Origin of the sequence: Candidatus Nitrosacidococcus sp. I8 (genome assembly GCF_945836005.1) — a bacterium.
Taxonomy (GTDB): Bacteria; Pseudomonadota; Gammaproteobacteria; order Nitrosococcales; family Nitrosococcaceae; genus Nitrosacidococcus.
The window spans coordinates 858,954-885,180 of sequence record NZ_OX241534.1 but is presented as its reverse complement, the minus strand read 5'-3'; the positions used below and the strand labels follow the sequence as shown (position 1 = coordinate 885,180).

At 35.7% G+C, this 26,227-nt stretch carries 29 protein-coding genes; 7 read left to right on the top strand and 22 right to left on the bottom strand.

The window, feature by feature from the left end:
* Positions 1-100: 100 nt before the first annotated feature.
* The 22 genes from OOL07_RS04405 to apbC all read right to left on the bottom strand — a co-directional run bounded on the left by OOL07_RS04405 (position 101) and on the right by apbC (position 19,766).
* Complete coding sequence (locus tag OOL07_RS04405; RefSeq protein WP_264695248.1) at positions 101-1,327, bottom strand: glycosyltransferase WbuB; 1,227 nt, start codon at positions 1,325-1,327, stop codon at positions 101-103.
* Positions 1,328-1,393: 66 nt separating this feature from the next.
* Complete coding sequence (gene gmd, locus OOL07_RS04400) at positions 1,394-2,515, bottom strand: GDP-mannose 4,6-dehydratase (protein ID WP_264695246.1); 1,122 nt, start codon at positions 2,513-2,515, stop codon at positions 1,394-1,396.
* Between the two features lie 7 nt (positions 2,516-2,522).
* The gene (locus OOL07_RS04395; RefSeq protein WP_264695244.1) at positions 2,523-3,056 is read right to left on the bottom strand and encodes a hypothetical protein; all 534 of its coding nucleotides are present in this window, start codon (positions 3,054-3,056) and stop codon (positions 2,523-2,525) included.
* An 806-nt stretch (positions 3,057-3,862) separates the two neighbouring features.
* Positions 3,863-4,420, bottom strand: a complete 558-nt coding sequence (locus OOL07_RS04390; RefSeq protein WP_319804022.1) for a putative colanic acid biosynthesis acetyltransferase — start codon at positions 4,418-4,420, stop codon at positions 3,863-3,865.
* Between the two features lie 18 nt (positions 4,421-4,438).
* Positions 4,439-5,527 carry a glycosyltransferase family 4 protein gene (locus tag OOL07_RS04385; RefSeq protein ID WP_264695242.1) on the bottom strand — a complete coding sequence of 363 codons (1,089 nt, stop codon included), beginning with the start codon at positions 5,525-5,527 and terminating at the stop codon, positions 4,439-4,441.
* Entirely contained in the window at positions 5,520-6,275 is a 756-nt protein-coding gene (locus OOL07_RS04380; protein WP_264695239.1) for a hypothetical protein, read from the bottom strand. Before OOL07_RS04380 ends, OOL07_RS04385 begins: the two co-directional genes overlap by 8 nt.
* 15 nt (positions 6,276-6,290) lie before the next feature.
* Positions 6,291-7,574, bottom strand: coding sequence for an oligosaccharide flippase family protein (locus OOL07_RS04375; RefSeq protein WP_264695237.1), 1,284 nt, complete (start codon positions 7,572-7,574; stop codon positions 6,291-6,293).
* A 1-nt stretch (position 7,575) separates the two neighbouring features.
* Positions 7,576-9,384 (bottom strand): putative glycoside hydrolase family 15 protein, encoded by a 1,809-nt coding sequence (locus tag OOL07_RS04370; protein WP_264695236.1) that lies wholly within the window; start codon positions 9,382-9,384, stop codon positions 7,576-7,578.
* A gap of 117 nt (positions 9,385-9,501) precedes the next feature.
* Positions 9,502-9,696, bottom strand: coding sequence for a HepT-like ribonuclease domain-containing protein (locus tag OOL07_RS04365; RefSeq protein ID WP_264695234.1), 195 nt, complete (start codon positions 9,694-9,696; stop codon positions 9,502-9,504).
* A 75-nt stretch (positions 9,697-9,771) separates the two neighbouring features.
* A complete protein-coding gene (locus OOL07_RS04360; protein WP_264695232.1) occupies positions 9,772-9,963 on the bottom strand; it encodes a hypothetical protein in 192 nt (63 codons plus the stop codon).
* On the bottom strand, positions 9,960-10,265 hold the full coding sequence (locus OOL07_RS04355) for a nucleotidyltransferase domain-containing protein (RefSeq protein WP_264695229.1): 306 nt from the start codon (positions 10,263-10,265) through the stop codon (positions 9,960-9,962). Before OOL07_RS04355 ends, OOL07_RS04360 begins: the two co-directional genes overlap by 4 nt.
* A gap of 8 nt (positions 10,266-10,273) precedes the next feature.
* Positions 10,274-10,441 carry a HepT-like ribonuclease domain-containing protein gene (locus OOL07_RS04350; protein WP_413774122.1) on the bottom strand — a complete coding sequence of 56 codons (168 nt, stop codon included), beginning with the start codon at positions 10,439-10,441 and terminating at the stop codon, positions 10,274-10,276.
* A 34-nt stretch (positions 10,442-10,475) separates the two neighbouring features.
* On the bottom strand, positions 10,476-10,664 hold the full coding sequence (locus OOL07_RS04345) for a HepT-like ribonuclease domain-containing protein (RefSeq protein WP_264695226.1): 189 nt from the start codon (positions 10,662-10,664) through the stop codon (positions 10,476-10,478).
* Positions 10,664-11,086 carry a type VII toxin-antitoxin system MntA family adenylyltransferase antitoxin gene (gene mntA / locus OOL07_RS04340; RefSeq protein WP_264695224.1) on the bottom strand — a complete coding sequence of 141 codons (423 nt, stop codon included), beginning with the start codon at positions 11,084-11,086 and terminating at the stop codon, positions 10,664-10,666. Before mntA ends, OOL07_RS04345 begins: the two co-directional genes overlap by 1 nt.
* Before the next feature lie 15 nt (positions 11,087-11,101).
* On the bottom strand, positions 11,102-12,448 hold the full coding sequence (locus tag OOL07_RS04335; protein WP_264695223.1) for an O-antigen ligase family protein: 1,347 nt from the start codon (positions 12,446-12,448) through the stop codon (positions 11,102-11,104).
* Positions 12,418-12,609 (bottom strand): hypothetical protein, encoded by a 192-nt coding sequence (locus tag OOL07_RS04330; RefSeq protein WP_264695222.1) that lies wholly within the window; start codon positions 12,607-12,609, stop codon positions 12,418-12,420. The genes OOL07_RS04335 and OOL07_RS04330 overlap by 31 nt, the downstream gene beginning before the upstream one ends.
* A 19-nt stretch (positions 12,610-12,628) precedes the next feature.
* Positions 12,629-13,111 (bottom strand): hypothetical protein, encoded by a 483-nt coding sequence (locus OOL07_RS04325; RefSeq protein ID WP_264695220.1) that lies wholly within the window; start codon positions 13,109-13,111, stop codon positions 12,629-12,631.
* 138 nt (positions 13,112-13,249) lie between these two features.
* Complete coding sequence (locus OOL07_RS04320; protein WP_264695218.1) at positions 13,250-14,443, bottom strand: tetratricopeptide repeat protein; 1,194 nt, start codon at positions 14,441-14,443, stop codon at positions 13,250-13,252.
* Between the two features lie 128 nt (positions 14,444-14,571).
* Positions 14,572-15,369, bottom strand: a complete 798-nt coding sequence (locus OOL07_RS04315) for a J domain-containing protein (protein WP_264695215.1) — start codon at positions 15,367-15,369, stop codon at positions 14,572-14,574.
* Between the two features lie 17 nt (positions 15,370-15,386).
* Positions 15,387-17,687 (bottom strand): GumC family protein, encoded by a 2,301-nt coding sequence (locus OOL07_RS04310; RefSeq protein WP_264695212.1) that lies wholly within the window; start codon positions 17,685-17,687, stop codon positions 15,387-15,389.
* Positions 17,688-17,802: 115 nt separating this feature from the next.
* Positions 17,803-18,606 carry a tyrosine-protein phosphatase gene (locus OOL07_RS04305; RefSeq protein ID WP_264695210.1) on the bottom strand — a complete coding sequence of 268 codons (804 nt, stop codon included), beginning with the start codon at positions 18,604-18,606 and terminating at the stop codon, positions 17,803-17,805.
* 77 nt (positions 18,607-18,683) lie between these two features.
* A complete protein-coding gene (gene apbC / locus OOL07_RS04300; protein ID WP_264695208.1) occupies positions 18,684-19,766 on the bottom strand; it encodes an iron-sulfur cluster carrier protein ApbC in 1,083 nt (360 codons plus the stop codon).
* 142 nt (positions 19,767-19,908) lie between these two features.
* Between apbC and OOL07_RS04295 the strand changes: the two genes are divergently transcribed.
* From OOL07_RS04295 to rsxC, 7 genes are read left to right on the top strand one after another with little or no spacing between them, the layout of a single operon-like run.
* On the top strand, positions 19,909-20,694 hold the full coding sequence (locus tag OOL07_RS04295) for an ion transporter (RefSeq protein ID WP_264695207.1): 786 nt from the start codon (positions 19,909-19,911) through the stop codon (positions 20,692-20,694).
* Positions 20,695-20,709: 15 nt separating this feature from the next.
* Positions 20,710-22,842, top strand: a complete 2,133-nt coding sequence (gene metG, locus OOL07_RS04290) for a methionine--tRNA ligase (protein ID WP_264695205.1) — start codon at positions 20,710-20,712, stop codon at positions 22,840-22,842.
* Positions 22,843-22,879: 37 nt separating this feature from the next.
* Positions 22,880-23,053 (top strand): hypothetical protein, encoded by a 174-nt coding sequence (locus tag OOL07_RS04285; RefSeq protein ID WP_264695203.1) that lies wholly within the window; start codon positions 22,880-22,882, stop codon positions 23,051-23,053.
* Positions 23,046-23,606 (top strand): class I SAM-dependent methyltransferase, encoded by a 561-nt coding sequence (locus tag OOL07_RS04280; protein ID WP_264696336.1) that lies wholly within the window; start codon positions 23,046-23,048, stop codon positions 23,604-23,606. Before OOL07_RS04285 ends, OOL07_RS04280 begins: the two co-directional genes overlap by 8 nt.
* A 13-nt stretch (positions 23,607-23,619) precedes the next feature.
* A complete protein-coding gene (gene rsxA, locus OOL07_RS04275) occupies positions 23,620-24,204 on the top strand; it encodes an electron transport complex subunit RsxA (RefSeq protein ID WP_264696335.1) in 585 nt (194 codons plus the stop codon).
* Positions 24,204-24,725, top strand: a complete 522-nt coding sequence (gene rsxB, locus OOL07_RS04270) for an electron transport complex subunit RsxB (protein ID WP_264695201.1) — start codon at positions 24,204-24,206, stop codon at positions 24,723-24,725. The genes rsxA and rsxB overlap by 1 nt, the downstream gene beginning before the upstream one ends.
* A gap of 5 nt (positions 24,726-24,730) precedes the next feature.
* On the top strand, positions 24,731-26,227 hold the full coding sequence (rsxC, locus tag OOL07_RS04265) for an electron transport complex subunit RsxC (RefSeq protein ID WP_264695198.1): 1,497 nt from the start codon (positions 24,731-24,733) through the stop codon (positions 26,225-26,227).

Below are 26,227 nucleotides of genomic sequence, written 5' to 3'. Positions count from 1 at the left end.
AAAAATAAGTCTAATCACTATATAAAAAATAAACAGTAACTGTCTAAGTTTGAAATAAATTAAAAATAAAATAAATAATTATTGCAATAATTCTTAACTCTTAAAAATTGAGATTCTTTTCTAAATGAGTCATTACCTGATTATAACCTAAATGATTGACTGCATATTCTCTCGCAGCTAATCCTAGTTTTGATCGTAATTGAGAATCCTTAGCTAGCCCCTGAATTGCTATTATTAACTCTTTAGTATCTCCCGGAGCTACTAATTTTCCACAACCAGAAACTACCTGCCCAACTTGAGTTTCTAGCATTGCAGTAGCAATAATGGGTCGACTACTCGCAAGCATCCCAGTGAGTTTAGAAGGCATCACTAAATCTGCTGCACCTGCCTGCTGAGGTAATACATGAATATCAGCAAGATTTAGCCAGTCATTAAGCCTTTCTGCAGGCTGCAAAGAAAGCCATAACATATTAGATAATCCCCTACTCCGCTCTTCTAACCTAGAACGAGCAGATCCTGTTCCGGCAAGAATAAATAGAATCTCTGATTGATTTTGAAATTTCTGGGCTGCTTCTATTAAAATATCTAACCCTTGTTTTTCCCCCATGGTGCCGGAATAAAGCACAATGATTTTATCCGAGCTAATATTCAATTCCTGCCGATAAGGACTAGGATAAGGTAGTGGATAAATTTTTTGGGTATCTACCCAATTAGGAAATAATATACAACGATCTTTAGTCATGCCCTTATTATAAAGACGGGTAACCATTTTTTCTGAAATGGTAGATACTCGATCAAAACTTTGCAAACTACGCTGCTCAAAAAATTCAGCAGCTTTCCGTAACCAAGTATATTTGAGTAACTTAAGCCCCACTGCAGCATCGAGCTCAAAGTCCTGAATATGAAGCCAAGTTTTAGCCCTAGAAAATTTAGCCGTTACCCAAGCAATAGGAGCACAAAATAAAGTAGGGGCAACTAAAAAAACAATATTAGGTCGCCAAAAAATTTGCCGAAACATGATAGGAATACTGGTGATCATAAAACTAGCGAGATGAATCAATCGCTTAATTCCAGAAGGGCTATGGGGTACCCACAAAGGACAGTGCCATACTTTGATTTTATTACCTTGAGGAGATAAAAAACTCTCTCGATAATAACGCCAAGCAGAATACCCAGTATGTACTTGCCACTCTGGATAATAAGGCGGAGCGGTAATTACTCTAACTTCATAACCATGGTCTGCTAGCCATAAAGCCATTTCCCCCGTATATTTTCCTGTGCCTATAAGTTCTGGAAAAAAATTAATACCATAGAGTAAAATGCGCATACGTTCTTCATATAAGATGGTTAAAAATTGAAGGAAAAAGCTAGTTTAACTAGTCTAGAGAAATAACTACTCAAAATAGTTAAAAGTACGATAACCCTCTTGGCGACAAAGCTCATCCCGTTGAGCAGCTTTTAAGTCCTCCATCACCATTTCTTCTACTAAGGAACTAAAAGAGATTTTTGGCTCCCATCCTAATTTTTCTCTTGCTTTACTCGCATCCCCAAGAAGCGTTTCTACTTCCGTAGGGCGGAAGTAGCGTGAATCAACTTGAATAAGTGTATGTCCAGTCTTAATAGTATCTAACTCTTGAGTTTTGCCAGAAACTGCCTCTACTATCCCTATTTCATCAGTTCCATGACCTTGCCAAGCCATTGTAATCCCTAAAATACTTGCCGCTTGAGTGATAAAATCTCGCACCGAGTGCTGCAATCCAGTAGCAATCACATAATCTTCTGGAATTTCTTGCTGTAACATCAGCCATTGGGCAATCACATAATCTTGCGCATGCCCCCAATCTCGTTTTGCTTCAAGGTTACCTACATAAAGACAATCTTGTAATCCTAAAGCAATTCGTGCCAATCCTCTCGTAATTTTACGGGTAATAAAAGTCTCCCCTCGTACTGGTGATTCATGGTTAAATAAAATCCCATTGCAAGCATACATGCCATAGGCTTCCCGATAGTTTACCGTAATCCAATAAGCATAAAGCTTTGCTGCTCCATAAGGAGATCGGGGATAAAAAGGGGTGGATTCATTTTGAGGAATAGCTTGCACTTTTCCGTATAACTCAGAAGTAGAAGCCTGGTAAAATTTAGTTTTACTTTCTAACCCTAAAATACGAATCGCCTCTAAAATTCGCAAAGTGCCTAAAGCATCAGAGTTTGCAGTATATTCTGGAGTTTCAAAGGAAACAGCTACATGGCTTTGAGCTGCTAAATTATAAATTTCATCGGGCTGTACTTCTTGAATAATACGAATGAGGTTGGTGGCATCCGTTAAATCCCCATAATGAAGCATAAACCGCCGTTTTGCCTCATGGGGATCTTGATAGAGATGATCAATTCGATCGGTGTTAAAAAGGGAAGCCCTCCGTTTAATTCCGTGAACTTCATAGTTTTTTTTGAGTAACAACTCAGCCAAGTACATTCCATCTTGACCTGTAATACCGGTAAGTAGTGCTTTTTTCATTTTTTAGTTAAATCCTAGGCTTTATCCGTATTCTACATAAAAATCGCCATAAGAGAGCAATAGCTACTGCATAATAAAGTAATCGTGTTGAAGAGCGTAGAGGATACTCGGTTGATGAAAGAGCAAACAAGAATAGAAGACCATTACTTATGAAAAAACCAAAACGTTTACGATTTTCCTTATATATACGAAGTTTAATATCTACCCAAGTAGCTATTACGCCAACAAAAAAATAATAGAAAAAAAGCCATACCCAGCCATAGTTTACGAGTTCTCCGAGTGTACCGTAAGGAACAAATGCTTTAATGTATAAAGATTCCCTTACCTGCTTCCAATCAGGTAACCCAGGTAATGTAATAAAAGAAGGTAATGGATTTATACCAATAATAAGAAGTGTCTTTGGAAGAGGTGCACTATTTTTCATATAAGCTGTAAGTGGAACACCAAAAGCTGTATTCCTTATAAGATTATTAACATAATCAAAATATAAACTACCATTATCATCTATTAATATAGATGTTAGATTAGATGGAATAGCCATAAGCCCCTGATTTGGCATTCCTCTGAGTTTCAATGGGATATGTATTAATAGTGGTAAAGATAATATGAAGAATAAAATTAATAGAAAAATTGTTTTTGGTTTTGCTTTCCCTAAAGTAGATCCTACTATATAAAACGCAAATAAAATCACAATTCGGCGAGTTGATAAGCTTAAAAAAGCCAGTAGATAAATTATTAATAACGATATACAAGATAAACGCCAAACAATTGAATTTCTTTCATATGTTAAAGTGCCTAGAATAAAAACTGACGGGAGTGATAACGTCAAGCCTATAATTATAGTACGGTGATTTTCTGTTATTAAATATTCATGATTTAAAAGAAAATTCTGTGGACCTTTACCTAAAATAATCAAAAATATCGGTAGAGAAAGAATAAATAAAGTACTAAAACTGTGACGATATAATTTATTATGATATTTTTTATTAAAGTCTGATATCTTTTTTAGTGCACTGAATTTATCTGTAGATTTATACTCTCTTATTTTTTTAGATAAAAAAAGATAAATTGATGCACCTATTAAAAAAAAACTAATAGAGAAAAAAAAACAGATAGCCCCTCTATTAGTTCTGAATCGTAGACTCCTACATCATAAAAACCACCTAAATACTCATCATTATATTGATAATAAAAGTATCCTAAAGATCCGATTAGTCCATAAATTATGGGAACTCCATGTACTGGGGACCAAAAAGTAAAGTATAGTCGTTTCTTCTTCGCTATAAGAAGAAACAATAAAACCATAATTATTATAAATACAATACTAATCGCCAAAACCATAGATAATTAAGTAGACATACGATTTGTAATCGGCTTAGCTGGGCTTCCTATACAAATTTTCATTGGAGGTAGAGTATTGAATACTGAACTCCTTGCACCTACAACGGTACCAAATCCTATTTCTACTCCTGGGGCAATAAATACATCTGTTCCTACCCATACTTCTGACTCAATAGTGATTTTTCTAGCAAAAATATCAAATGTAGGTAGCTTGTAATCATGACTGCCTGTACAAATATAAGATCTTTGAGAAATAACGGTATTACTTCCTATCTCAATATCTCCAAGACTATATAAAACAGTTTCATCCCCTATCCAAGAATTATCTCCAATTGAAACCTTCCAAGGGTAGGTAATACTTGCAGTCGGTCGAATCTTTACATTTTTACCTATTTTTGCCCCAAATAATTTAAGCAAATAGCATCGCCAACCATACATAAATTGTGGAGAGTGGCGAAATAGAGAAGATTCTACCAGCCACCATATCTGGACAAACCAAGCAGGTTTACCACGGAAATGATCAGGAATATGAAATTTAGCTAAGTTCTGCACTTCTGAAGGCATAAAATCTCTAGCTTAGAGCTATATACTAATCTCTTTCTCAAAAAAATTTGCTATTAACCGATTCCAACAATCAATATTTGATTGATATAGGTAATTAAATTGTATTTTAGTAGCTATAGAAGCTGCTTGAAATTTATCTAAATGAGCAAGCCATTCCTTAATTTGTTTCAAAGCTAGTGATACAAACTCCTCGTGCGAGGCAATAACATACCCATACTTAGCATCAACAATTTCAGAAATACATCCATGGTTATAAGTAATGACTGGAATTCCATGCTGCATAACTTCATGAATAATAAGTGGTTCTGCTTCATTATGGCTAGGAAAAATTAATACATCAATAGAATTAAAAAATAATTCTTTATTTTTACCATACTGAGGACCTATACACTCAATAGTGTGCAGTGCTTTTAGCCGATCTTTAACTTTCAACTCCGTTTCTTTATCCTGGAAAGGGCCAGCTAATTTAGCTTTTATAGGGAGATTATTTTCCTCGCATAATTTAACTAAATCTAAAAATTCAAAAACTCCTTTTTCTTCTGAAATATTACTAAGAAAACCGATCGTTTGTAATTGAGTACGGGGTACAGAAGATATTTCATTAAGAAAATGAACAATATTAGATACAGAAATAACTGTATATTTACCAGGATATAATGCTTTAAGTTGCGATGCCATACCAGAACATAGAGTGATATGCGTACAATTTCCAGAAACCTTAAAAAGCATTTGTGTAAGCAAACTATACTCTTCTAAGTAGGTAAAAGCATGATGATGTAGAAATATTCTTATTTTTTGTAACCGAGCAACTAATAAGAATAATATTTCATAAATTTGTCCAAACCTGCCAGAAATACTCATGTAGAGAATTTTATTTTGTAGATCCTTCATACACATGAATTGTATAAGCCCTACAAATACTCTATACATCCTCTTTAACTTAGTAAAAAATGACTTACTAAGGCTGGATGCCGCTAGATTAATTACAGTAGGAGTAGACCCTATTTTTTCTAGATGCTCTTGTACAGCACTATTTATCATTGCCATACCATGAATTGGCGGTGGAAAAGCTCCTATCATAATAATCTTAGGTAACTCTTTATTCATATGATGGATCTCCAGCAAGGCTGGCGTATTGAGCATATACATTATTAGCTCTCATATGAATTTCATTGTAGTTATTACTATTCAATTTTTGAAGAATATAGCCCTTATTATCTACCCGTTTAGGCGTTGGTTTTGCAGTACTATTTTCAATATCTTCACCAAAAATCCTCTTCTCATGCTCTTCGATTTTTTGAAAGCAAGATTCAACACCTTCTTTATTATGTTGGAATTGATAAAATTGCGTATTAAATTGATTGTTGATTCGTTGTACTACTTGTCCTAGATCGGTCGTAATTTGATTAAATGTAGCTACTACAAATCCATAACGATACTCAAAAATAGATTCGTAAAAACGAATCCAGTTCCTAAAAGCTTGGTTTGGTGTGATTAAATTTTCACCTTGCACATCTCGCTGTATAAGTGAGCAGATAGAATCAATAGGATTTCGAATAATAACTAAAGCTGGTTTTTTCCATCGTACAGCAGCAATAATTTGAGCAGGAGCATGAAAATGATGAGCTATTTGCAGCGGCACAGGTTGGCTTGACTGTATTGCAAAGTAGGTAAAAGTATTTCCACTTCTAGGAAAACTTTCTATGACTAGATCTGTACCTAATGAGACTGGCTGTGCTCTATCAAGGCTATAGCCTCTTAGCTTGGCTATAGGTAGGAATATACTAGGAAAAAGAGAAATAATACAACGCATTTCATAGCGTAATTGTCGATATTTGGTGTAAAGATGATTCATAGTTAAAGAATTAAGTTAAAGATTTTGACCTAGTCTGAAAATTAGACTTTTATATTTTATATAAATAAAAATCCTTCCTATACTAATTGTAATTGCGGTAGTTATAGCAGCACCATTGATACCATATTGTGGTATTAAAATTACGCCAAGGATAATACTAAGTATTCCAGATAAAAGCACCGCACTGGATTCGGATCTTTCATATCCAGCCATAAGTAATAGTAAGCTTGCTGGTCCAGTAATTAAATTAATAAATTGCCCTACTGCTAAGATTTTTAGTGCAGTATCAGCTTTTTGATACCCCTCACCAAAAAAAGAGAGAATATTATCAGAAAACATGAAAGCAAATCCTAAGAAAAAACCTCCAATTATCCCACCAAAAGATATAGAAAAATTCATAATCAATCGTAACGTTTGAATTTGTTTATTATGATAAATCTGAGAGATAAGAGGACCGCATACTAAATTTAAAATTCTCATAGCTAAACTAACAAGTAAAGAGATATAAGCAGCAGCTGTATAGATTCCAGCCTCTTCCATTCCTAAATAAGTTCCTACTAATAAAATATCCCAGCGATTTATTCCTAATCGAATTAATCCTGATACTCCCATAGGAATAGAGGTTTTAAGCCAAAACATAGTTTCATATAAAGGAGGCTGTGTTTTAGCACTTATTGGTAATAGATTCCAAAATTGCCAAAGTGCTATAATTTCTAAAAAAAAAAGTATAAAAAAATAGAAAACTAATAAACTATTTTCAGAGCTGAATTTAAACAAAAGAGTAAAACACAGTATAATCGCTGGTAATAGAACTTGACGAGGAAGAATAGCTTTTGCTATTTGATGTAATCCACGTACACTACTTTCTCGCCATACATCAATTGTTAATGGAATAATTAATAGGGAGGTATAAATAAAATATTGAGCATATAGATTTTCAGATGGCAATAGCCATGATAGCAGCAAAAGTATTGAACCTATCAATATAGAGCTAATAACAATTAGTTTAAAACTTATAGTTATTAATCCATTTAATAAGCTAAACTCGTTCTTTATTTGATACTCTGGGATAAATCGCATCATACTTGTTGAGAACCCAAGAGAAGTTCCTAGTGCGATTGTATTTGCCAGAGTGAGTACATAACTAAAAACACCAAAACTGGCAACTGGCATTGTACGAGCTAATACAAGATTCATTAGGAAATTAGTACCAAGACCAAGAGGTAGTATTATTCCTACACTGAGTAAATTCCTAGATAAAGAGCGAACTAGTTTCAGAAGATTATTTTCTAAAATCATCTTAATCTGAAGAAACAGATACCTGCATTAAATCTACATCGCCAACAAAGCGTACATGACTCCAACGTTTAAACTTATAGTGTAATAAAAGCTTATTACCATCTAATTTTAATTTGTGCCATTGTACAGTAGTCAATAATGGTCCAGGGATATAAGGCCATCGCTTTTTGGCAACTATTTTCGAGGAAAATGGCGTTCTAAATAATATTGGAGATGCAATATAATCCGCAGGTAATTCTTCTGATTTAGAGGCTACTTCGATAACAACTAAGCCGGTATTATGCTTTGGATCATCCACTTCAGCAACCAACAATGCCTTAGCATCCGAATTTCGAAAACGAATGTTTAGATTTAGAATGCTAGGAGAATTCAAAAAACGATCTAGATTCAATAATAAATCATGTTCCCCTTCCATACTTTTTGGAGTAGATGATAGTTTTACGTAGGAGAGATTTTTATCATCTTTAATAATCTCTGATTTCTGCCAATCCTTGAATAAGCTAAGGTTATGTGAATCTATTACTACTAAATCAGTAGTAGCTGCTCTCTTTTCTTTAAGTAATATTTCTCCTGTTCCAGGAGGAATCTTTATTTCTCCTGAAACTTCTTTACCTTCTGGAGTATATAACGGCGTATCTAAAGTTAATTTACCCTCTTTCCCATCATCTGGGGCAACAACTACAAGGGCTTTATCAAATTTGCGAAAATATAATCCATCTTTAATTTGATATTCCTTTTCAGGATTACCCAGATCGATTTGCCAATCTGCATAAGTATCTAGTCCACCAGATCTACCTATATATGCTGGTGCTGAAAAGCTGGTGTGATACTTAAAAAAGGTATTCTCTTGTTTACCAAGAAGGTACGCACAATAAAGATAGCGTTGCCAGAGATAATCTTCTCTATAATCAGTGTAGGATTCAAATCCTCGACCAAAAGCTAATACTTTCTTGTCTGCTGGTAGATTTTTTATAACTTGAAGATAAGGAAGAATATCTTCACTAAAGGTATGTTTTCGTTCTTTTTCTACTAGATTTAATCCAAAAAATTCTATAGCTACTATATCAGCATACTTAAGTAGTTTTAGCTGATCTTCTATCATCCCTGGTCCAAAATTCCATAGACCATTATATAATAATAATTTTGATCCCAGTGATTTTTTGACCTCACTAAAAATATTATCCATACCATCAGGGTACTGATCACAAAGCTCAGCATTTTTTTTGCATAAACGAGTAAGTGGTATAGGGCGAAATTTAAGAGTACGAAATGCAAGATCAACTGCAATTCCATCTGCATTAATTTGTTTTATTATGTTAGTAACGCCATCCACCACATGACTACGATATTCTAGTTTTGTTACATCTCCATAATATTCCATTGGCTTTCCTTCAGGAGAGAAAACATGCAGTTCAGGATGTTTTTGTAGCCAACCCATCATTTCATCACTAGTAGTATGATTAGTAGGAATATAATGGCTTACCCAAGTGTAAAGTAATACAGGTAATGATGAATTAGCTTGGTGTAAGCGATTTACTATTGTAGATAATTGGTAATAATCAATAGGGTCATTAATTTTACTATTTAATATAATGATTGAGGCATTTTCAGTTAAAAATGTTACTACTTGATCATCAAGATGGTGATTAGATCTAAGTTGAACCCAGTAAGGAGCCTTATTAAAGCTAAGTTTCTGGCTTTGTTCCTGTCTTAATTTATTTTTAGCACTATCAAGTGGTGCGGATGAAGATGAAGCACTAGAGATTAATACTAAAAATACAGTAAAGATAAGCAATTGAATCTGTATCATATAAGAATCACCTCTGTCATAGAAACAATTAAATATTATCCATATAACCTATAACTAACTATCACTTGTCACTACATTCTTAGAAGAAAGATAAAGTATTTTCATAGTTTTTTACTTTCATTTATTCATCTTAGTACTTGATAAATAATTTTTTACTTGGTTTAGAGTATCAAATAATATAGGTACATAGCTATATATTTTATTAAATAGATTTAATAAATCATCAACCTCATATTCATGCACAATAATATTTCGTAGTTCTTTAATTTCAACCCATTGCTGGCTTGAATCTATAATTTTAAGTTTTTCCATAAAATTTAATAGATCCAAAAATCTTTGAACATCCGCAAATTCAATAGCAGCAATTGCTCTAAATATCCTTCGAGTTTAAATGTCAGTTAATCTAGCAAAACGAGCTGCTAATGCTTCTTGGGTTTCTAAAAAATCTGAATCAGTATTACTACCTAGTTTAGATGGATTAATTTTTTCATAGGAATATCGAAGTACTACAGCACTTCTTTCGCCAATTTTATAAGGTTCAGTAAGTAGATGATATTTTTCTTCTAGAATACTGTTCATAAAAGAAGAGCATTTTTCTTAATACTTTTTTGAAAGGCAGTTTCAGGTGTGTTGGTATAATTTATTACTAAGTCGATTTTCTGCTCACCGATGAGCTGATAGAGTTGGGTTTTTAGTTTAATTCGATGATCTAAGCGAGTGGAAGAATCAGCCATTCTATTCACCTCTACCAGCAAATCAATATCTCCTCCAAGTTGAGTATCATCGGTTCTGGATCCAAATAAATATACTTTCGCATCTGATCCAATAACAGCTTCGACTGCTTGCTTTATTGCACTTATTTCTTTAGGCTGAAGCCGCATCAGAGTGACTATTTTTTTGTCTGCTGTAAAACAATTTGGGTAAATTTTAGAAAATCATTTAAGCGATTTTCAACAATATGACGAATTATTAATAGATTTAACTTTTCGTATTGATGGGCTGCAATATTGCGAAACCCTACCATTTTTTTCATTTGCTGGCATAGCCTTTCATCGATTATTTCTGCCTGATAAAGCAGTTCAAATCCATCTCTACTCTCTTGAGGTAAGGTGCATTGCTAGGCTAATGGCTACTTCACAAGTCCGTTGTAAGTTCAGCACAATGGAATCTTGGCGAGTGAAATTTGTTTCTAGATCAGCTTCATAGCCATCATATTCTTCTTTAATTCTCCTTAAGCACCGTTCAATAATAGCTACTTTGTTTAGGATGACATCATCCATTAATAAATACTGCCTCGTTGACAAATATCTGCTAAAATCCCTGCTCGATCTTCGTTAAGTTGTACATAATCTAGAAAAACTCGATCTTCAAATAATTCCACATCTATTAATACAGAATCTGCAACAAATAATCGCTGTCCTTTGCTGATAATTTCCATACGAAATACGGTAGAGGCTGGTTTTAGATCCACTAAATCTACTTCTTGGTTGAATATTTCAATGAGTGCTTCTTGGAGTTCATAGCGATATAATTTCTCTAAGGGTTGGCGTGCGAGTACGGCTAAATCTATATCACTTTCTTTCCATGTCTTTCCTGTTACTTGAGAACCAAATATATATACTGGCCATAGATCTGAAATATTTTGCTTTAGATAATTGATGCCTTTAACAAATTTTATTTGCAGATGCTGAACATCAAGCATAGAGATGTCCACTATCTAATCAAACGGATTAGTTAAATTTTCTTTAGGAATCTCTTTAGGCTTAGGCGGATAATAGGGTAAAGAGGCAGTGGGTTTATTTTTTTTGCTATGAATTTGCTGCTGCTCTAACGGATAGAAAAATACTCCGAGTAAAAACGCAAAGAAAATAGCATTCGCCGGAATATGAAGATTAAAATCTACAAAAGTATGGAGTAATAATAGTAGTGTGCCAATACCTGCTCCGATTTGAATAAAATAGAAAATTGATTCTTGCCCCCACTGCCAAATTTTAATCCATCTTCGACCATATACAACAAAACTAGCAACAATCAAAATGGCAGCAGGTAACCCCCCTACTAAAATCCATTCTAAATAGTCATTATGAGCTCGATGCACATAGCCTTCTGTAAAATCAATAGGCTGAAATCGCTGAAAGACTTCAGCAAAACTGCCAGCCCCACTGCCAAAAGGGAAAAATTCATTAATAGCCTGTAAAGTACCAGAATAAATTAGCCCACGACCTTTTTCCATGTTCTCATCTATTACGGCAAAACGATTAAAAATAGGTGTAAGACCAATCTCAAAGGCGAAAATTAGGCTAGAAAAAATAATAAAACCAGCCGTGCCGTAGAGTTTTTTTAAGTCTATTTTTCGGATAAAAACAAAAAAACTTAAAATTAATCCAAGCATCACTAACATAATCCCAGTGCGGGATCGGGTGAAAATTGTACCTAATAGAATAATAATAGCTATGGTAAAACAAAGTAAGAAATAATTACCTTGGTTATTACTCCAGCGTAAAAGAAGTTGATACCATCTTCCCTCTGTCTTAGCTCTTATCTTAGGGTTTCTTTTAATCACTGCGATTAATATGGCTAAAACCACTGGTAATGCCATTTCCAACAAGCCTGCCAAGTGATTGCGGTTTATATAAGTACCTACTGCACTATCGTTATAATACTCATTGCCTAGTCTGAAGGGATTCTCTGATCCTTCACCATATTGAATTAAGCCTAGAATGGCTTCAAAAGAAACGATACCTAAAAATAAATAGATTAGCTTTTTAAGTTGCTGGCTTGTGATATATCGGGTAGAAATAAAAACTGCAATGGGCGGAAGTAATGTAAGCCAAGCAAGCTCTGTTGCACTAGGAATAAGGGCTATAGAGTGCCAGCGGTTAGAAATATTATCTTGATTTAAAGTGTGAGAAATACCTTCAAAATAAAAAAATCTACCCGAGAAAAGCTTTGAAAGGATTTCTATGGGCAGTGGAATCAGTTGAATTAAAGGAACAAGAGCTATCCCTGTGAGGATAGCTCCTTCAGAAAAGGTTATCTTTTGTTTTTTTTTTGCCCTAACCAAGTTAGGGTAAGTAACGCTAGGGCCATCAATTCAAGAGTCATGAGAGGTAATGGCTGAATGCCTGCACGGAACAAAGGGGCAAATAAAATAATTGCCCCTAAGCATAGCCATAATGTATTACTTTCCCTTGTTCTAGGGTAGGCTGATCTAGCATTATTCATAATTGATCATCCTATCTTATTAGGCACTTCCATCAGGACTGGAAGGTGTATATGGATGATGTCCATGGTAAACAACATTATTACCCCGTCCATTTATAATAGGACTATTGTTAAAAGATACGTTATTGAAGTTAAATGTTTGATTATAATATATATTTATATAATTATTAACGATAGTGGTATTAAAGCTAGAATTAAAGGAGTTACCTGAACCCGCAAATTGAAAGTTAGGTCCACTGCCTTGATTTACAAAAGAGGGGTTACCTGTAAATATGCTACTCACACTTGTAGTGCCGCCTGAAAAACTTTGTAAAACTAAACCATTTCTCACTCCTGCAACCCCAGAAAAACTCTGGGCAGTTAGAGAGGAAAAAGATCCAGGCGTAAACGTACTGCTATGACCGCCAGATTGGAAAAACCCCATATTTGAACGAGCTTGGGCAGAAAAATTGATACCAATACCTAATGCTAGGATTAAAATAGTTTGGTTTTTTATATTCATAATACATATACCCTTAATGGTAAGATTATCATTTGAAAATAACTTATAAGCTTTTATACTTTACAAGCCAACTATGCCACTTTTTAGTGGTAGGATCAGCATATATTTTACACTGATAATGACAGTATACTATTAATATTAATTAATATTTTCTTCTTCAACCTGTCTAATTGCTAAAGAGTCAAACCAAATTGTTCCTTTAATCGCAAAATCAGCAGGTGCATGACCCAACAATTCCAAGCGAAGTAATTGAACCTCGCAGCTCTTGTCATCAGGTATATAAAAAGAAAAATTAAATAGCTGCCATGAATTAGCACCTATAAATCGCTGACTTTCTCCAATTTGATTCCACTCTGGGGCAATACAATACATTTTCCACTGCATTCCTTTAGCAGTTTCTAAATTATCTAATCTCACCTTTCCTTGCATTTCGTAATGCCCAACAGGTAATAACATAGGCTGGGTAAAGTGGCGAAATTGAACTCTTTTTCCTGAAAACGTAATACGTAGTGCAGATCCTCCCTCTATACCGTAAGTAGCAGCTGTACTAATTTTCACTCCTTTAGGTTGAAGAAAGCTCCAATCAAACCCTCCTCCTGTATATTCTAAAGGAATTTCAAATCCCCCATTAAAAGGAGTATTTATTACTTTTTTTTCATTTTTATTTAGACCATTTAGCCAAACTTCATAAGCTGCTGTCCAATATCCCTCTTCCTGTAATCGAGTTACAAAAGCGTTACGCTCCCTCTTAGAGGGTAAACTTAATTCGCGTTTCATATGATATAAATTATTTAAAACTTCAGCACGAGTTGCATTTTCTGTAGCATAAATAAAGAAGTTAGACCACCAATTTGGGGTATAGCGTACAATAGGTTCAAACACTTCTATAGTATTGGGGTTTTGAGCAATATTGAGTAAATAAGGGAAGATTTCTTTAGAAAGCCCTTGTTTCATTTGCAAAGCTACATTCCAGCTTTTTACCGCTAGTTCTGGCTGTTGTTGTCTTATCCAAAAACCAGCTGCCTCTAGTCGTAGGGGCCATTGTCTTGGGCTTAAATTTAGAGCAGTGTTAACGAGTTTTCGGGCAGAATAGAAATCTCCAGCTTTTTCTCGAAGCAACCCAAGCATAAGATAAGATCTAGCATCTACAGGATTTTGCCAAATCGATTTTTCTAGTAGCCGTACTGCTTGATTTGGATCGCTCTCTAGCAATTGACTGGCACGATTTCTAAGGGCAAGGGGATTCTTACTATTCCACTCTAGTGATTTTTTGGGATCTTTATCAGCATAATACTCTCCTAGATTTACCGCTAGAATGTGCCAAGCAAGCATAGATACTATAATTATTATAATTAATAATTTAGTCCAATGTAGAAGCTGAAAACCAAACCTAGCTATAATCATATCTGGTAAGAAATAATAGAAAGGTATTCTATAAATTTTTATTTAACATTCTATTTCTATTTATTTTTTTCATTTTTATCTAATGAATTCTCTGAATTAAGAGATTTAATTAAAGGTGATTCTAATTCCATCAAATTTTTTCTTTCTTTTTCTTCAAATTCAATTAATTTTTCTCTAAATAGATCTTTTTTCAGTAGCACTTTATTTTCCTGCTGAAAGGATACAGGGTTACTTTCTCTTGCTTTTTTTTCGTACCAAGCAAAACTGATAAGAGTGAAGGTCAATCCAATACTACCCCACAGAATAATATGGGGTAAATAGCGGATACCTATTGGAAATTTTTGAATAAGATAGAGCAATACTCTATTTTCTTTTTCTTTATTTACTATAGATTTATAGAGGTAAGCTTCTTTTTTTGCTGATTTGTTGTGGAGTTTCTGATCGCTCTTTTGTTTATTTTTCAGTTGGTGGTAAGCATTATTAATCCGAGTAGCATATTTCTCCCCCCAAATTGTGCGCTCTTTTGCCCTATCTGGATGATAAACCAGCATGAGTAAATGGTAATGCTTTTGAAGATCAGAGACAGAGGCAGATCCATTAAATCCTAAAATTCGATAAAGATCCTGATCTTGGTTTAAACAGGCCTGTTCAATATAAAAAAGTGCTGCTTTTTGAATGGTTTCTAAACTAACAGTTTTACGAGAATCTAGTTGAATTTCCTTATTTGCTCCCAAGCGCAACACATCAATAAAAGGCTCTGGCAAAGAACCTTTTTTTAATTGATCCTGATATTGAAGTGGGTTTTGATAAACTGCAAGCAGTAAATCGGCAATAGTATGCCGTTTTTTAGGCATTTAAAATACGATGTAATTTATTCGAATTTATGATCAGCAGGTAAATAATCATAGGTCTTGTCTGCACCATAAGAGTAATGATAGCCACCATAATCATAGCTATAACCATAACCATGGTTTTTACCATCAAATTTATCCAAAATACTCCCAATTACTTTACTTTTTCCAGCCTTTAATCGCTTCAATGCTCCTTGGGCAAAAGCTTTTCGTGTTTGCCCTGCCGCAATGACAAATAATGTAGCCTCCACTAGATTACCTATGATTAATGCATCTGCCAATCCTAATACTGGGGGACTGTCTATAATAATATGGTCGAATTTTTCTTGAGCAATGGAGAGTAAGGACATCATTTTAGCACTCCCTAGTAACTCTGCAGGATCAGGAGGAAGAGGACCTGAGGTAATCACAAAAAGATTAGGTACAATTGTCCCTTGACTAATCTCTGCTGGGCTAAAGTTTCCAGCTAAATAGTTGGTGAGTCCTGTACTATTATCCATTTCAAAAATACGATGTAGCGAAGGATTACGTAAATCCCCATCAATAATCAATGTTTTTTGTCCTGCTTGAGCAAAATGAATAGCAAGGCTTACCGCTGAAGTACTTTTTCCCTCTCCTTGGCTAGTACTGGTCATTTGCAACTTCTTAGGTGCCCCTGTAGGGGTTGCAAACTGCAATGCAGTACGTAAAGATCGGTAGGACTCTGCCAAAGCCGATCGTTTATCCAATATATTAATCAGAGCAAGAGATTGTCCTTCAGGAAGTTCTTTAGTATTAATTAAGGGAATAATACCTAGAGTATGTAACCCAAGTGCCTTTTCAATTTCCTCTGAGTGTTTCAATGTATCATCTAGATGCTCAAATAAAAATGCTAGCCCGATGCCGCCAAAAAGCCCAAGGAACATGGCAAGTAAGGTATTTAAAGTGATTTTAGGTTTATAGGGATCAATAGGAATCTTAGGCGGATCTACCACAGAGATATTATTTGATCCTATTCCACCAGAAACTCCTACTTCTTTGTATCGTTGAAGGAGTCCTTCATACAGCTGACGGCTGGTATCCGCTTCTCTTTTTAGTACTTGATATTGAATGTTTCTTCGTGCTAAATCTTTAATTTCTGCTTTGATCTCTTGGGATTTTTCTTCTAAGGTTTGCTCTAGTACAATAGCTTCTCCCCGATCAGCAGTAATTGCTGACCTTATGTCCTGAACGCTCTCTTGGATTTGTTCCTTTAATTTATCAGCCTGTTTTCTAAGTTGTACCATTTTAGGATAATCTGGCTTATAGATATTGAGATTTTCTGCATATTCATTTTCAATTTTTGCTAAGCTTTCCTGTAAATCTCTGATCATTGGATCCTGTAAAATACGAGATAACCCTTTATCGTTGGTCTTTAGCATTTGCTGATAAGTGGCTTCCGTTTTAGCTCGGGATTCTCTGGCAAGGGCAAGGGATAGGGTAATTTTTTGTAATTCATTAGCAACTTGAGATTGGTTTTCTCCCACATCAATAATTTCATGGCTATTACCATATTCCACCAGTTTTTCCTCTGCCTCTTCCAATCGAGCTTTAATTTGTAGTAGCCGATCTTTTAAAAAATCTCGAGCATAAGCACTGGCTTCATAGCGTCGTTCCAAGCTAGTATTAATAAAAGCTTGAGAAAGAGCACTGGCTACTTGAGTCGAGAGCTTTGGATCAGGGCTATCATAGTAAACTTCCACTAATCTAGAGCTTTTAACTGGGGCAATAGTAAATCCTTCTTGAAACTCTGTGACTAATTTTTCGGTGGCTAAATCTTCATCTTTCTCCTCATCTGCATCTTTTTCTTTTCCTAAGTTTTTGATAAACCCCTTTAACTGCCCGATTAGAGAAGGTTCTTTTTTTGCAAATAAGGGGTGATCAGCAAGCTCAAGTTCTTGAAATACTCGCTTTGCCAAGCTATAGCTCTTTAAGAGTCCATATTGGGTTTGATAGAAATCATCACGAGAGGCAGCCGATTCTGTAGGCGTGACATCCTGGTAATTAGTAATGTTTTGTCCTTCTGGATCAATAAGCAAGGTCACCCCTGATCGATAAATAGGAGTCATTAAAAAACTTGCGGTCATGCCAATAATAGTCACCACTAGAAAGAAAACAAATATGGTCCATTTACGGCGGACTAAAATATGCCAGAGCTCAAAGAGATGGATTTCATCCTCATCCTCTTGTGGGTGTATTCCTCCATGGGAAAGGGCAAAAGAGGAAAGATCTCGCTCGGTAATAAAATTACCTGAGGAAGAAACGTTAGAGGCGGGGTGGGAAGATTGTTCCTCGTGATTCATTTAAATTATTTTTAGAATAGCCATAAAAAATTGCTGCTTAACTCTAACTGACCTATTATATTAAGCTAAGTATAGATAAGTTAAAATCTAAAAAACGATAGAGGCAAATAAAATATTATCCAGATTTTAGCCATGAAAATAAGCCTTTCTTTTTTATTTTTGTGGAACCTGTTCCTAATAGAGCTGGAATTTTAGGAATAGAATCAGGAGATTGATTGTTGAGAATAGCTTGGGGACGATCTTCTACTAAATATCTTGCTTCTTGATCGCCCACCCATTTTTCTGCAGCAACCATTCCTTCCCCTAGTAGGGGAGGTCGTTTTTTTACTCCATGGGAATCAGTAGCTAGGATATGGACCAGCCCATCATCCAACATTTTTTCTCCCCAGTACTGAGCACTTTTACCAAATCGACCGGTTAAGCTCCCTGCAGTGATTTGAATCCAAGTTCCTTTTAAGGCTAAGTCCTTAAATACTGAATAGTGATCTCCTACCCAAGTGAGGCGCTCTGGATGAGTAATGATTGGGACATAACCATGGGCAGCTACGTTAAATGCTAGATCAGCAAACCCAGGAGGGTGTACATGATGAGGTGGTTCAAAGAGAAAATAACGAGATCCATTCAAAGTAGGTACTCTTTTATCCTGCAGTTTTTGCCTTAGATCAGGCGTAATTTGTATATCTGCCCCAAGCACTAATTTGAGTTCAATTCCAGCGAATATAAATTGTTGCTGTAATTTTTCTATTGCCTCTTTAATTCCCTCTACCGTATTGTCATAAAGACCAGGGTAAATATGAGGGGTACATGCAGTAGTGGTAATACCATCTCCAGTAGCTACTTTAGCCATAGCTAGAGCTGTTTCTAAGTCAGGTGCGCCGTCATCAATTTCAGGTAAGATGTGACAATGTAAATCAATCATTTATTCTATGTTCTTTCTATACTAAATCAAATTAGCTTAGCATAAGTAATTTACAAGAATATGAAAATACTTATTTATTAATTATCTTCAATGGATATTTGCGGTGCTTGAGTCCGAGAATCTTTATTTCTTAGAGAAAGTTGCGCTGCTATCCTCCGTGCTACTTCTCTAAATGTTTGGGCAATCCTTCCTTCAGGATCAGTAACTACGCTGGGGTAGCCATTATCTGCATCTTCCCTAATTCTCTTATCCAAAGGGAGTTCACCTAATAAAGGTACATTATATTGAGCTGCCATTTGTGCCCCACCCCCTTCGCTAAAAATTGCCTCTTCATGACCACATTGACTACAAATATGAAGGCTCATATTTTCTACAATGCCTAAAACAGGGATATTGACCTTTTCAAACATTTTAAGCCCCTTACGAGCATCCAAAAGAGCAATATCTTGTGGGGTAGTGACAATCACTGCCCCACTGACAGGCACTTTTTGGGATAGGGTGAGTTGAATATCCCCAGTACCCGGAGGAAGATCTACAACTAAATAATCAATCCCCCGCCAATTAGTATCTTGCAGCATCTGTTGTAATGTGGAAGTTACCATAGGCCCGCGCCAAATCATGGGATCTTCTTCATTTATTAAAAATCCTATAGACATAATCTGAATGCCATAATTAATAACGGGATCCATAGATTTACCGTCCACCACATGGGGGCGTTGTTGAATCCCCAGCATCCTTGGTTGGCTTGGACCATAAATATCTGCATCTAACATTCCTACGCTGGCCCCTTCTACTGCTAGAGCAAGGGCAAGATTAGCAGCTACCGTAGATTTTCCTACTCCTCCTTTACCAGAGGCAACTGCAACAATATTTTTTATATCAGGAAATGGCTTACCCTGTTGTACTTGATGAGATGCAATCTCCCAAGTAATCATGATTTCAATTTTATAATCAGGTGCTAGAGAAATAAGTTTTTCTTTAATTGCTTGCTCTAAAGTAGGGATATATCCTTTTGCAGGAAAACCAAGTTTAATTTTTACCGTAATTTTCTGAGATTCAATTAAAATATCTTCAATAGCTTCTGCGGAAATTAAATCTTGATTAAGGTAGGGGTCTTGATAACTTTTTAGGGCAGTTTCAATTTGGGCTTGGGTTATCATAATAAACTGTGCTCTTTATATTCAAATTTAAAATAAATATATCTAGTAAAGTGAGACAAAAAATTAAAACGTATTTAAAATACATCTTTTGTAATTATAAATTACTTCTAAATACCCTGTTACGTTTCGAATTAGTGTAGCCATGAGATCTCAACTGCGTAATATCATAGAAGATCATACTTCAAAAGGAGGAAGAATTTTTGACTCCATTATTCAGTTTCTTATTTTCTCTTCACTCCTTGCCTATGCTATAGATACTTTGCCCGATAATACGCCAGAGACAAAGTACCTCCTAAGAAAAATTGAAGCTATTTCAGTCATCATCTTTACCATAGAGTATATCTTGAGAATCTATGTAGCTAAAAAACCAATCCGATATATTTTGAGTTTTTATGGCATCATAGATTTACTTGCAATCTTACCTTTCCTTATTAATAACTCTACTCATCTGCTCTCCCTAAGAGCTTTTAGAGCCTTAAGAATTTTTAGAGCATTTAAACTCGTTCGCTATAATAAAGCACTAAATCGATTTGCTATCGCCTACAAATTAGCAAGAGAGGAGATAATTCTTTTTCTTACTGTAGCTGGTATTTTCCTGTTTCTTGCTTCTGCTGGTATTTATTATTTTGAAAATCCAGTACAACCTAAAGTATTCTCTTCTATCTTTCATAGTGCTTGGTGGGCAATTGTGACTTTAACTACGGTAGGTTATGGAGATATTTATCCTATTACTACTGGTGGGAGAGCTTTTACTTTTTTTATTCTACTCATTGGAGTAGGTATTGTAACTATCCCAGCAGGATTAGTAGCCAGTGCTTTAACTGAGGCACGTAAAATAGAAGCAAATACACAAAATAATGAAGAAAGTTTAGAAGAAATAGTGCAAGAGCAAGAAGAATCCAGCCCTAAAGAAAACTCAAAAATTTAAATTGGTGAATCTAATATGTCCCGTAAAATACTTGTCACTAGTGCACTTCCCTATGCCAATGGTTCTATTCATTTAGGTCACTTAGTTGAGTATATCCAAACTGATATTTGGGTTCGATTCCAACGAATGCGGGGGCATCAATGTTATTATGTTTGTGCCGATGATGCCCATGGTACACCGATTATGCTGCGGGCACAAAATGAAGGAATTACTCCAGAGGCTCTAATTCGCCGCTATAGTGCAGAGCATCAAGCAGATTTTGCTGAATTTGCCATTAGCTTTGATACCTACGCTAGTACCCACTCTCCTGAAAATAAAGCTCTCTCTGAGCAAATTTATTTAAGTAATCGAGATAAGGGGCATATTACTACACGCATTATTAAACAAGCTTATGACGAGGAAAAACAGCTCTTTCTCCCTGATCGATTTATTCGAGGGACTTGTCCTCGCTGCCATGCTCTTGATCAATATGGAGATAGCTGTGAGGTTTGTGGTGCGACTTATTCACCAACCGATCTTATTGATCCCAAATCTGTAATTTCTGGGACTACACCAGTTACCCGGGAATCTGAGCATTATTTTTTTAAGCTCAGCCACTTTGAGTCTTTCCTAAAAAGATGGATAGAAGAGAACAAAAATTTCCAACCAGAGGCAGTTAATAAACTCAATGAATGGTTTAAAACAGGGTTAGAAGACTGGGATATTTCTCGAGACGCACCTTATTTTGGCTTTGCTATCCCTGATACAATAAGAAAATATTTTTATGTATGGCTAGATGCTCCTATTGGTTACTTAGCAAGCCTCAAACAGCTATGCGATCGGCAAGAGCTTAGTTTTGATTCTTTTATGGAATTAGAGAGCAGAGCAGAGCTCTACCATTTTATTGGTAAAGATATTTTATATTTTCATGCTCTATTCTGGCCTGCCATGCTTCATGGAGCGAAATTTCGTCTACCTACTGGGATTTTTGCCCATGGGTTTTTAACTATTAATGGTAAAAAGATGTCTAAATCCAGAGGCACCTTTATCACAGCTCGAACCTACTTACATCATCTAAACCCAGAATATTTACGCTATTATTTTGCCTCTAAGCTCAATAGTAGCATTGAAGATTTAGATTTAAATTTTGATGATTTTATTGCTAAAGTAAATGCTGATTTAGTAGGTAAGGTAGTCAACATTGCTAGCCGTTGTGCAGGGTTCATTAATAAACACTTTAATTATCAGCTCTCTGATCGTTTACCTAATGAGTTTCTATTTAAAGAATTTGCTGCAGTTGAAGAAAAAATAGCACAACTCTACGAGGCTCGAGAATATAATGCAGCGATGCGAGAAATTATGATACTTGCTGATAAGGCAAACCGCTATATTGATGAAAAGCAGCCTTGGGTATTAATTAAAGATAAAGATAAGGCTAAAGAGGTAGAAGAAATATGCACATTAGGGCTTAATCTATTTCGTCAGATCATGATTTATCTAGATCCTGTATTACCTACTACGGTTAAAAAAGCAAGAAATTTTCTAAATATCCCTCCTTTAGTTTGGAATGATGTCCATACCCCGCTACTTAAGCATACTATCCATGATTTTAAGCCCTTAATGGTACGAATAGATTCAGGGAAAATAGATGCAATTATGGCAAATACTCAGGAGCACTATAAACTTCATTATCGCCTTACTCATCACTCTAATATAGCTAACCAAAATTCTATTATTGATAATACAAACCAAGAAAGCATTGCTGTTCAAAAACCTACTGAATCGCTTCCTATACCTAACTCCTCCAAAGATAAAAACACACTGACTGAGAATCCAATTAGTGAGGTGGTTTCTTATGAAGATTTTGCAAAAATTGATCTCCGAGTTGCTAAAATCATCAATGCTACCCACGTAGAAGGTGCAGAAAAACTCTTACGCTTAGAATTAGACTTGGGTGGAGAAAAACGGCAAGTATTTGCAGGAATCAAATCAGCTTATGAGCCAGAGCAGCTTATTGGACGGTTGACGGTGATGGTGGCTAATTTAGCTCCTCGAAAAATGCGCTTTGGCAATTCAGAGGGTATGATACTCGCCGCTGGTCCTGGGGGAAAGGACATTTTTCTATTAACCCCTGATGAAGGGGCAACCCCGGGGATGCAAGTAAAATAACTCTATATCTATAACTTAATAAGAAATCATAATCATAATGAATAAGACAGTTCCTTACAACAAGCAAACTATAGATAGTCCTAATTTAATTGCTAGGTTTACCCATCGTATGCGAATTAAAAATTCCTTACAGCTTACTTTAAAATACGCTCCAAGCTCCAAGCTCCAAGCTCCAAGCTCCAAGCTCCAAGCTCTTAGGAAATATTACTGATTTTGGTGCAGGTACAGGATATTTTTTAAAGTTACTATATAAAAAATATCCTGATCTTAATTGCTATGCTATTGAACCATACATGAAACTTAGGGAGAGTAAGCTAGGTGGAATAACGTTTATTAGTACATTTGATGAATTATCCAATAAAAGCCAAAACATAGTTACTGCATTTGAAGTTTGCGAACACCTCTATTCATATGAGCTAGAGAGCTTTATTAAAGAATCAAATAGAGTGCTTCAAGATAATGGTATCTTAATAATTTCAGTACCTATCATGTATGGATTATCACTTTTACCTAAAGTACTAAATCGAATATTTTTGTTTAGAAAATTTGAGTATAGTTTTTTTGAATTTTTGAAATCATTATTCGGTCTTACTATTGATAGACCTTCAAATCCAAAACCTACTCATAAAGGGTTTGATTTCAGAGAATTAAAAAAATATATTAGCAGGCAATACCAAATTGAATCTATGCATTATTCCCCATTCCCACAACTACCATGGTGGCTCAACTCTCAGATATTCTTTATTTTCAAAAAGAATATATAAATGTAAAAAAATGATGGATCACTCCTATGGTTTTATTTTAATCAGTACTATTTTTGTTAATAATTTTGTATTGAGTAGATTTTTAGGGTTATGCCCTTTTATGGGGGTATCTCGAAAACTAGAAACCGCCCTAGGGATGGGGCTAGCTACCACTTTTGTGTTAACCCTATCTGCTATGAGCAGTTACCTAATTGATACCTACCTACTACAACCTTTAAAAATTGAGTATTTACGCACCCTTACTTTTATTTTTGTCATTGCTTTTGTGGTGCAATTTACTGAAATTCTATTAAGAAGAATCAGTCCTCTACTGTATCGAACTCTTGGTATCTTTTTACCCTTAATTACCACCAATTGCGCTGTCTTAGGGGTTGCCTTACTCAATGTGCAAGAAAGTCATGGATTAGTAGAATCCGGAGTTTATGGTTTTGGGGCAGCCATAGGATTTTCCTTAGTGCTTATTCTCTTTACAGCTATGCGAGAAAGAATTGCGGCAGGACTAGTACCTCGTCCTTTTCAAGGATCTCCCATTGGTTTAATTACAGCAGGGATCATGTCTATGGTATTTATGGGATTTACTGGTTTAGTAAAAGGGTAATGCTCCTTGGGATCTTTGCTCTATCCCTGTTAGCTCTTTTTTGTGGTCTGGTACTAGGTTATGCCCACACTCGCCTTGCACCAAAAGAAGATTCCATAGTTACCAAAATTGAAGCATTGCTACCTCAAACCCAATGTGCCCAATGCGGTTATCCCGGATGTCGCCCCTATGCCCAAGCGATTGCCCAAGGAGAAGCGGAGATTAATCTTTGCCCCCCCGGGGGAGAAACTACGATTAAAGCCTTAGCCCAATTACTTGATCGAGAAGTTAACCCCTTAGACTCAAATTTAGTACAAAAGCCTAAATCCTTAGCAGTAATTAACCCTAATCAATGTATTGGCTGTACCTTATGTATTCAAGCTTGCCCAGTAGATGCCATTATTGGTGCCCCTAGATATCTTCATGTAGTGATACCAGAGGAATGTACGGGCTGTGAGCTCTGTGTTACCCCTTGTCCGGTAGATTGCATTGAAATGATTTCTTTAGAAAATAATCGCCAAGATATTCCTAGAACTATTTAATTTTCATGACAATATCTTCTCTTTGGTCATTTTTTGGTGGAATCAAACTGCCCAGCTTTAAAGAAGAAACCGCTAAAGTACCTATTATTCAATCCACGCTACCTCAGTATTTAACTATTTCTTTATCTCAATATAAAAACCAACCTGCTGATCCTGTAGTGTCTGTTGGTGAATCTGTACTGAAAGGGCAAATTATTGCTCAACCCCAAGGCAAAGATGGGGTATCTGTTCATGCTTCTAGCTCAGGAAAAATAGTAAACATTAAGCCCTTTCCTATTCCCCATCAGGCAGGAATTCATGTTCCTTGTATTCAAATCGAAACTGATGGGGAGGAAAAGTGGATAGATATTCAGCAAACTGAAGATTCTTATCAACAGAGTCCAGAAAAATTACTCCAACTAATTGAACAAGCAGGTATTTCTGGACTAGGAGGGGCTGGATTTCCTACCCATAGGAAACTTGCTTTAAACATACCAGTAAATACTCTTATTTTGAACGGAGCAGAATGCGAGCCTTATATTTGTTGTGATGATGCTCTGATGCAAGAGCGAGCGAGTGAAATTCTTGAAGGACTTAACATTATGGCTTATATTCTTAAAGCACAACAGTGCATCATAGGAATAGAAGATAATAAGCCTGAAGCCCACCATGCTTTAAAAGCAACAGTTCCTCCTGAAATTAAAATTATTAAAGTACCCAGCTATTATCCTGTTGGAGGAGAAAAACAGCTTATTAAAACCCTAACAGGTAAAGAAGTACCAAGTGGTAAGTTACCTCAAGATATAGGGGTCATTTGCCATAATGTGAGTACGGCTGCAGCCGTATATCAAGCTATCTACAAGGGAAAACCGCTGATCTCCAGAATCGTTACCGTTACAGGTATTGGGATTGATCAGCCACAAAATATGGAGGTATTGATAGGCACCCCTATTTCTCAGGTATTAAATCAGGTTAATGTAGATTTAACTCAAGCTAATCGTTTAATTATTGGCGGTCCTATGATGGGATTTATTATTGATGATATTGATTTGCCTATTACTAAAACCACCCAATGTATCATTGTTGGAATTCCTGAACAAAAACAACTACCCGAATTACCCTGTATTCGCTGTGGTGCCTGTGTAGAGGTCTGCCCATCTCAGCTTCTTCCGCAACAACTTTATTGGTACGTTAAAGCTAAAGATTTAACTAAAGCTCAAGAGCACCATCTATTTGACTGCATTGAATGTGGTAACTGTGCCTATGTCTGTCCTAGCCATATTCCTCTTGTTCAATATTACCGCCAAGCAAAAAGTGAGGTGTATTTACAAGTACAAGAAAAGGCAACTGCTGATAAGGCAAAAGAACGATACGAATTTCGCCAACAGCGATTAGATCGAGAGCAACAAGAATGGCAAACACGACAACAAGCTAAAAAAATAGCCACTTCAACGGAAGATAAAAAAGCGGCGATTCAAGCTGCCATTGCACGGGCAAAAGCTAAGAAAAAAGACTCCTCTTAA

What these genes read in the sequence shown, in the direction of transcription:
- OOL07_RS04315 (WP_264695215.1), bottom strand. Translation starts at nt 15,369, where the DNA reads ATGCCTAAAAAACGGCATACTATTGCCGATTTACTGCTTGCAGTTTAT.
- OOL07_RS04370 (WP_264695236.1), bottom strand. Translation starts at nt 9,384, where the DNA reads ATGATACAGATTCAATTGCTTATCTTTACTGTATTTTTAGTATTAATC.
- OOL07_RS04380 (WP_264695239.1), bottom strand. Translation starts at nt 6,275, where the DNA reads ATGAATCATCTTTACACCAAATATCGACAATTACGCTATGAAATGCGT.
- OOL07_RS04395 (WP_264695244.1), bottom strand. Translation starts at nt 3,056, where the DNA reads ATGGCTATTCCATCTAATCTAACATCTATATTAATAGATGATAATGGT.
- OOL07_RS04405 (WP_264695248.1), bottom strand. Translation starts at nt 1,327, where the DNA reads ATGCGCATTTTACTCTATGGTATTAATTTTTTTCCAGAACTTATAGGC.
- OOL07_RS04360 (WP_264695232.1), bottom strand. Translation starts at nt 9,963, where the DNA reads ATGAACAGTATTCTAGAAGAAAAATATCATCTACTTACTGAACCTTAT.
- OOL07_RS04305 (WP_264695210.1), bottom strand. Translation starts at nt 18,606, where the DNA reads ATGATTGATTTACATTGTCACATCTTACCTGAAATTGATGACGGCGCA.
- OOL07_RS04385 (WP_264695242.1), bottom strand. Translation starts at nt 5,527, where the DNA reads ATGAATAAAGAGTTACCTAAGATTATTATGATAGGAGCTTTTCCACCG.
- OOL07_RS04330 (WP_264695222.1), bottom strand. Translation starts at nt 12,609, where the DNA reads ATGAATAATGCTAGATCAGCCTACCCTAGAACAAGGGAAAGTAATACA.
- metG (WP_264695205.1), top strand. Translation starts at nt 20,710, where the DNA reads ATGTCCCGTAAAATACTTGTCACTAGTGCACTTCCCTATGCCAATGGT.
- rsxA (WP_264696335.1), top strand. Translation starts at nt 23,620, where the DNA reads ATGGATCACTCCTATGGTTTTATTTTAATCAGTACTATTTTTGTTAAT.
- OOL07_RS04295 (WP_264695207.1), top strand. Translation starts at nt 19,909, where the DNA reads ATGAGATCTCAACTGCGTAATATCATAGAAGATCATACTTCAAAAGGA.
- rsxB (WP_264695201.1), top strand. Translation starts at nt 24,204, where the DNA reads ATGCTCCTTGGGATCTTTGCTCTATCCCTGTTAGCTCTTTTTTGTGGT.
- apbC (WP_264695208.1), bottom strand. Translation starts at nt 19,766, where the DNA reads ATGATAACCCAAGCCCAAATTGAAACTGCCCTAAAAAGTTATCAAGAC.
- OOL07_RS04285 (WP_264695203.1), top strand. Translation starts at nt 22,880, where the DNA reads ATGAATAAGACAGTTCCTTACAACAAGCAAACTATAGATAGTCCTAAT.
- rsxC (WP_264695198.1), top strand. Translation starts at nt 24,731, where the DNA reads ATGACAATATCTTCTCTTTGGTCATTTTTTGGTGGAATCAAACTGCCC.
- OOL07_RS04355 (WP_264695229.1), bottom strand. Translation starts at nt 10,265, where the DNA reads ATGCGGCTTCAGCCTAAAGAAATAAGTGCAATAAAGCAAGCAGTCGAA.
- OOL07_RS04365 (WP_264695234.1), bottom strand. Translation starts at nt 9,696, where the DNA reads ATGGAAAAACTTAAAATTATAGATTCAAGCCAGCAATGGGTTGAAATT.
- OOL07_RS04390 (WP_319804022.1), bottom strand. Translation starts at nt 4,420, where the DNA reads ATGCCTTCAGAAGTGCAGAACTTAGCTAAATTTCATATTCCTGATCAT.
- OOL07_RS04325 (WP_264695220.1), bottom strand. Translation starts at nt 13,111, where the DNA reads ATGAATATAAAAAACCAAACTATTTTAATCCTAGCATTAGGTATTGGT.
- OOL07_RS04375 (WP_264695237.1), bottom strand. Translation starts at nt 7,574, where the DNA reads ATGATTTTAGAAAATAATCTTCTGAAACTAGTTCGCTCTTTATCTAGG.
- OOL07_RS04320 (WP_264695218.1), bottom strand. Translation starts at nt 14,443, where the DNA reads ATGCTTGCTTGGCACATTCTAGCGGTAAATCTAGGAGAGTATTATGCT.
- mntA (WP_264695224.1), bottom strand. Translation starts at nt 11,086, where the DNA reads ATGCTTGATGTTCAGCATCTGCAAATAAAATTTGTTAAAGGCATCAAT.
- OOL07_RS04345 (WP_264695226.1), bottom strand. Translation starts at nt 10,664, where the DNA reads ATGGATGATGTCATCCTAAACAAAGTAGCTATTATTGAACGGTGCTTA.
- OOL07_RS04310 (WP_264695212.1), bottom strand. Translation starts at nt 17,687, where the DNA reads ATGAATCACGAGGAACAATCTTCCCACCCCGCCTCTAACGTTTCTTCC.
- gmd (WP_264695246.1), bottom strand. Translation starts at nt 2,515, where the DNA reads ATGAAAAAAGCACTACTTACCGGTATTACAGGTCAAGATGGAATGTAC.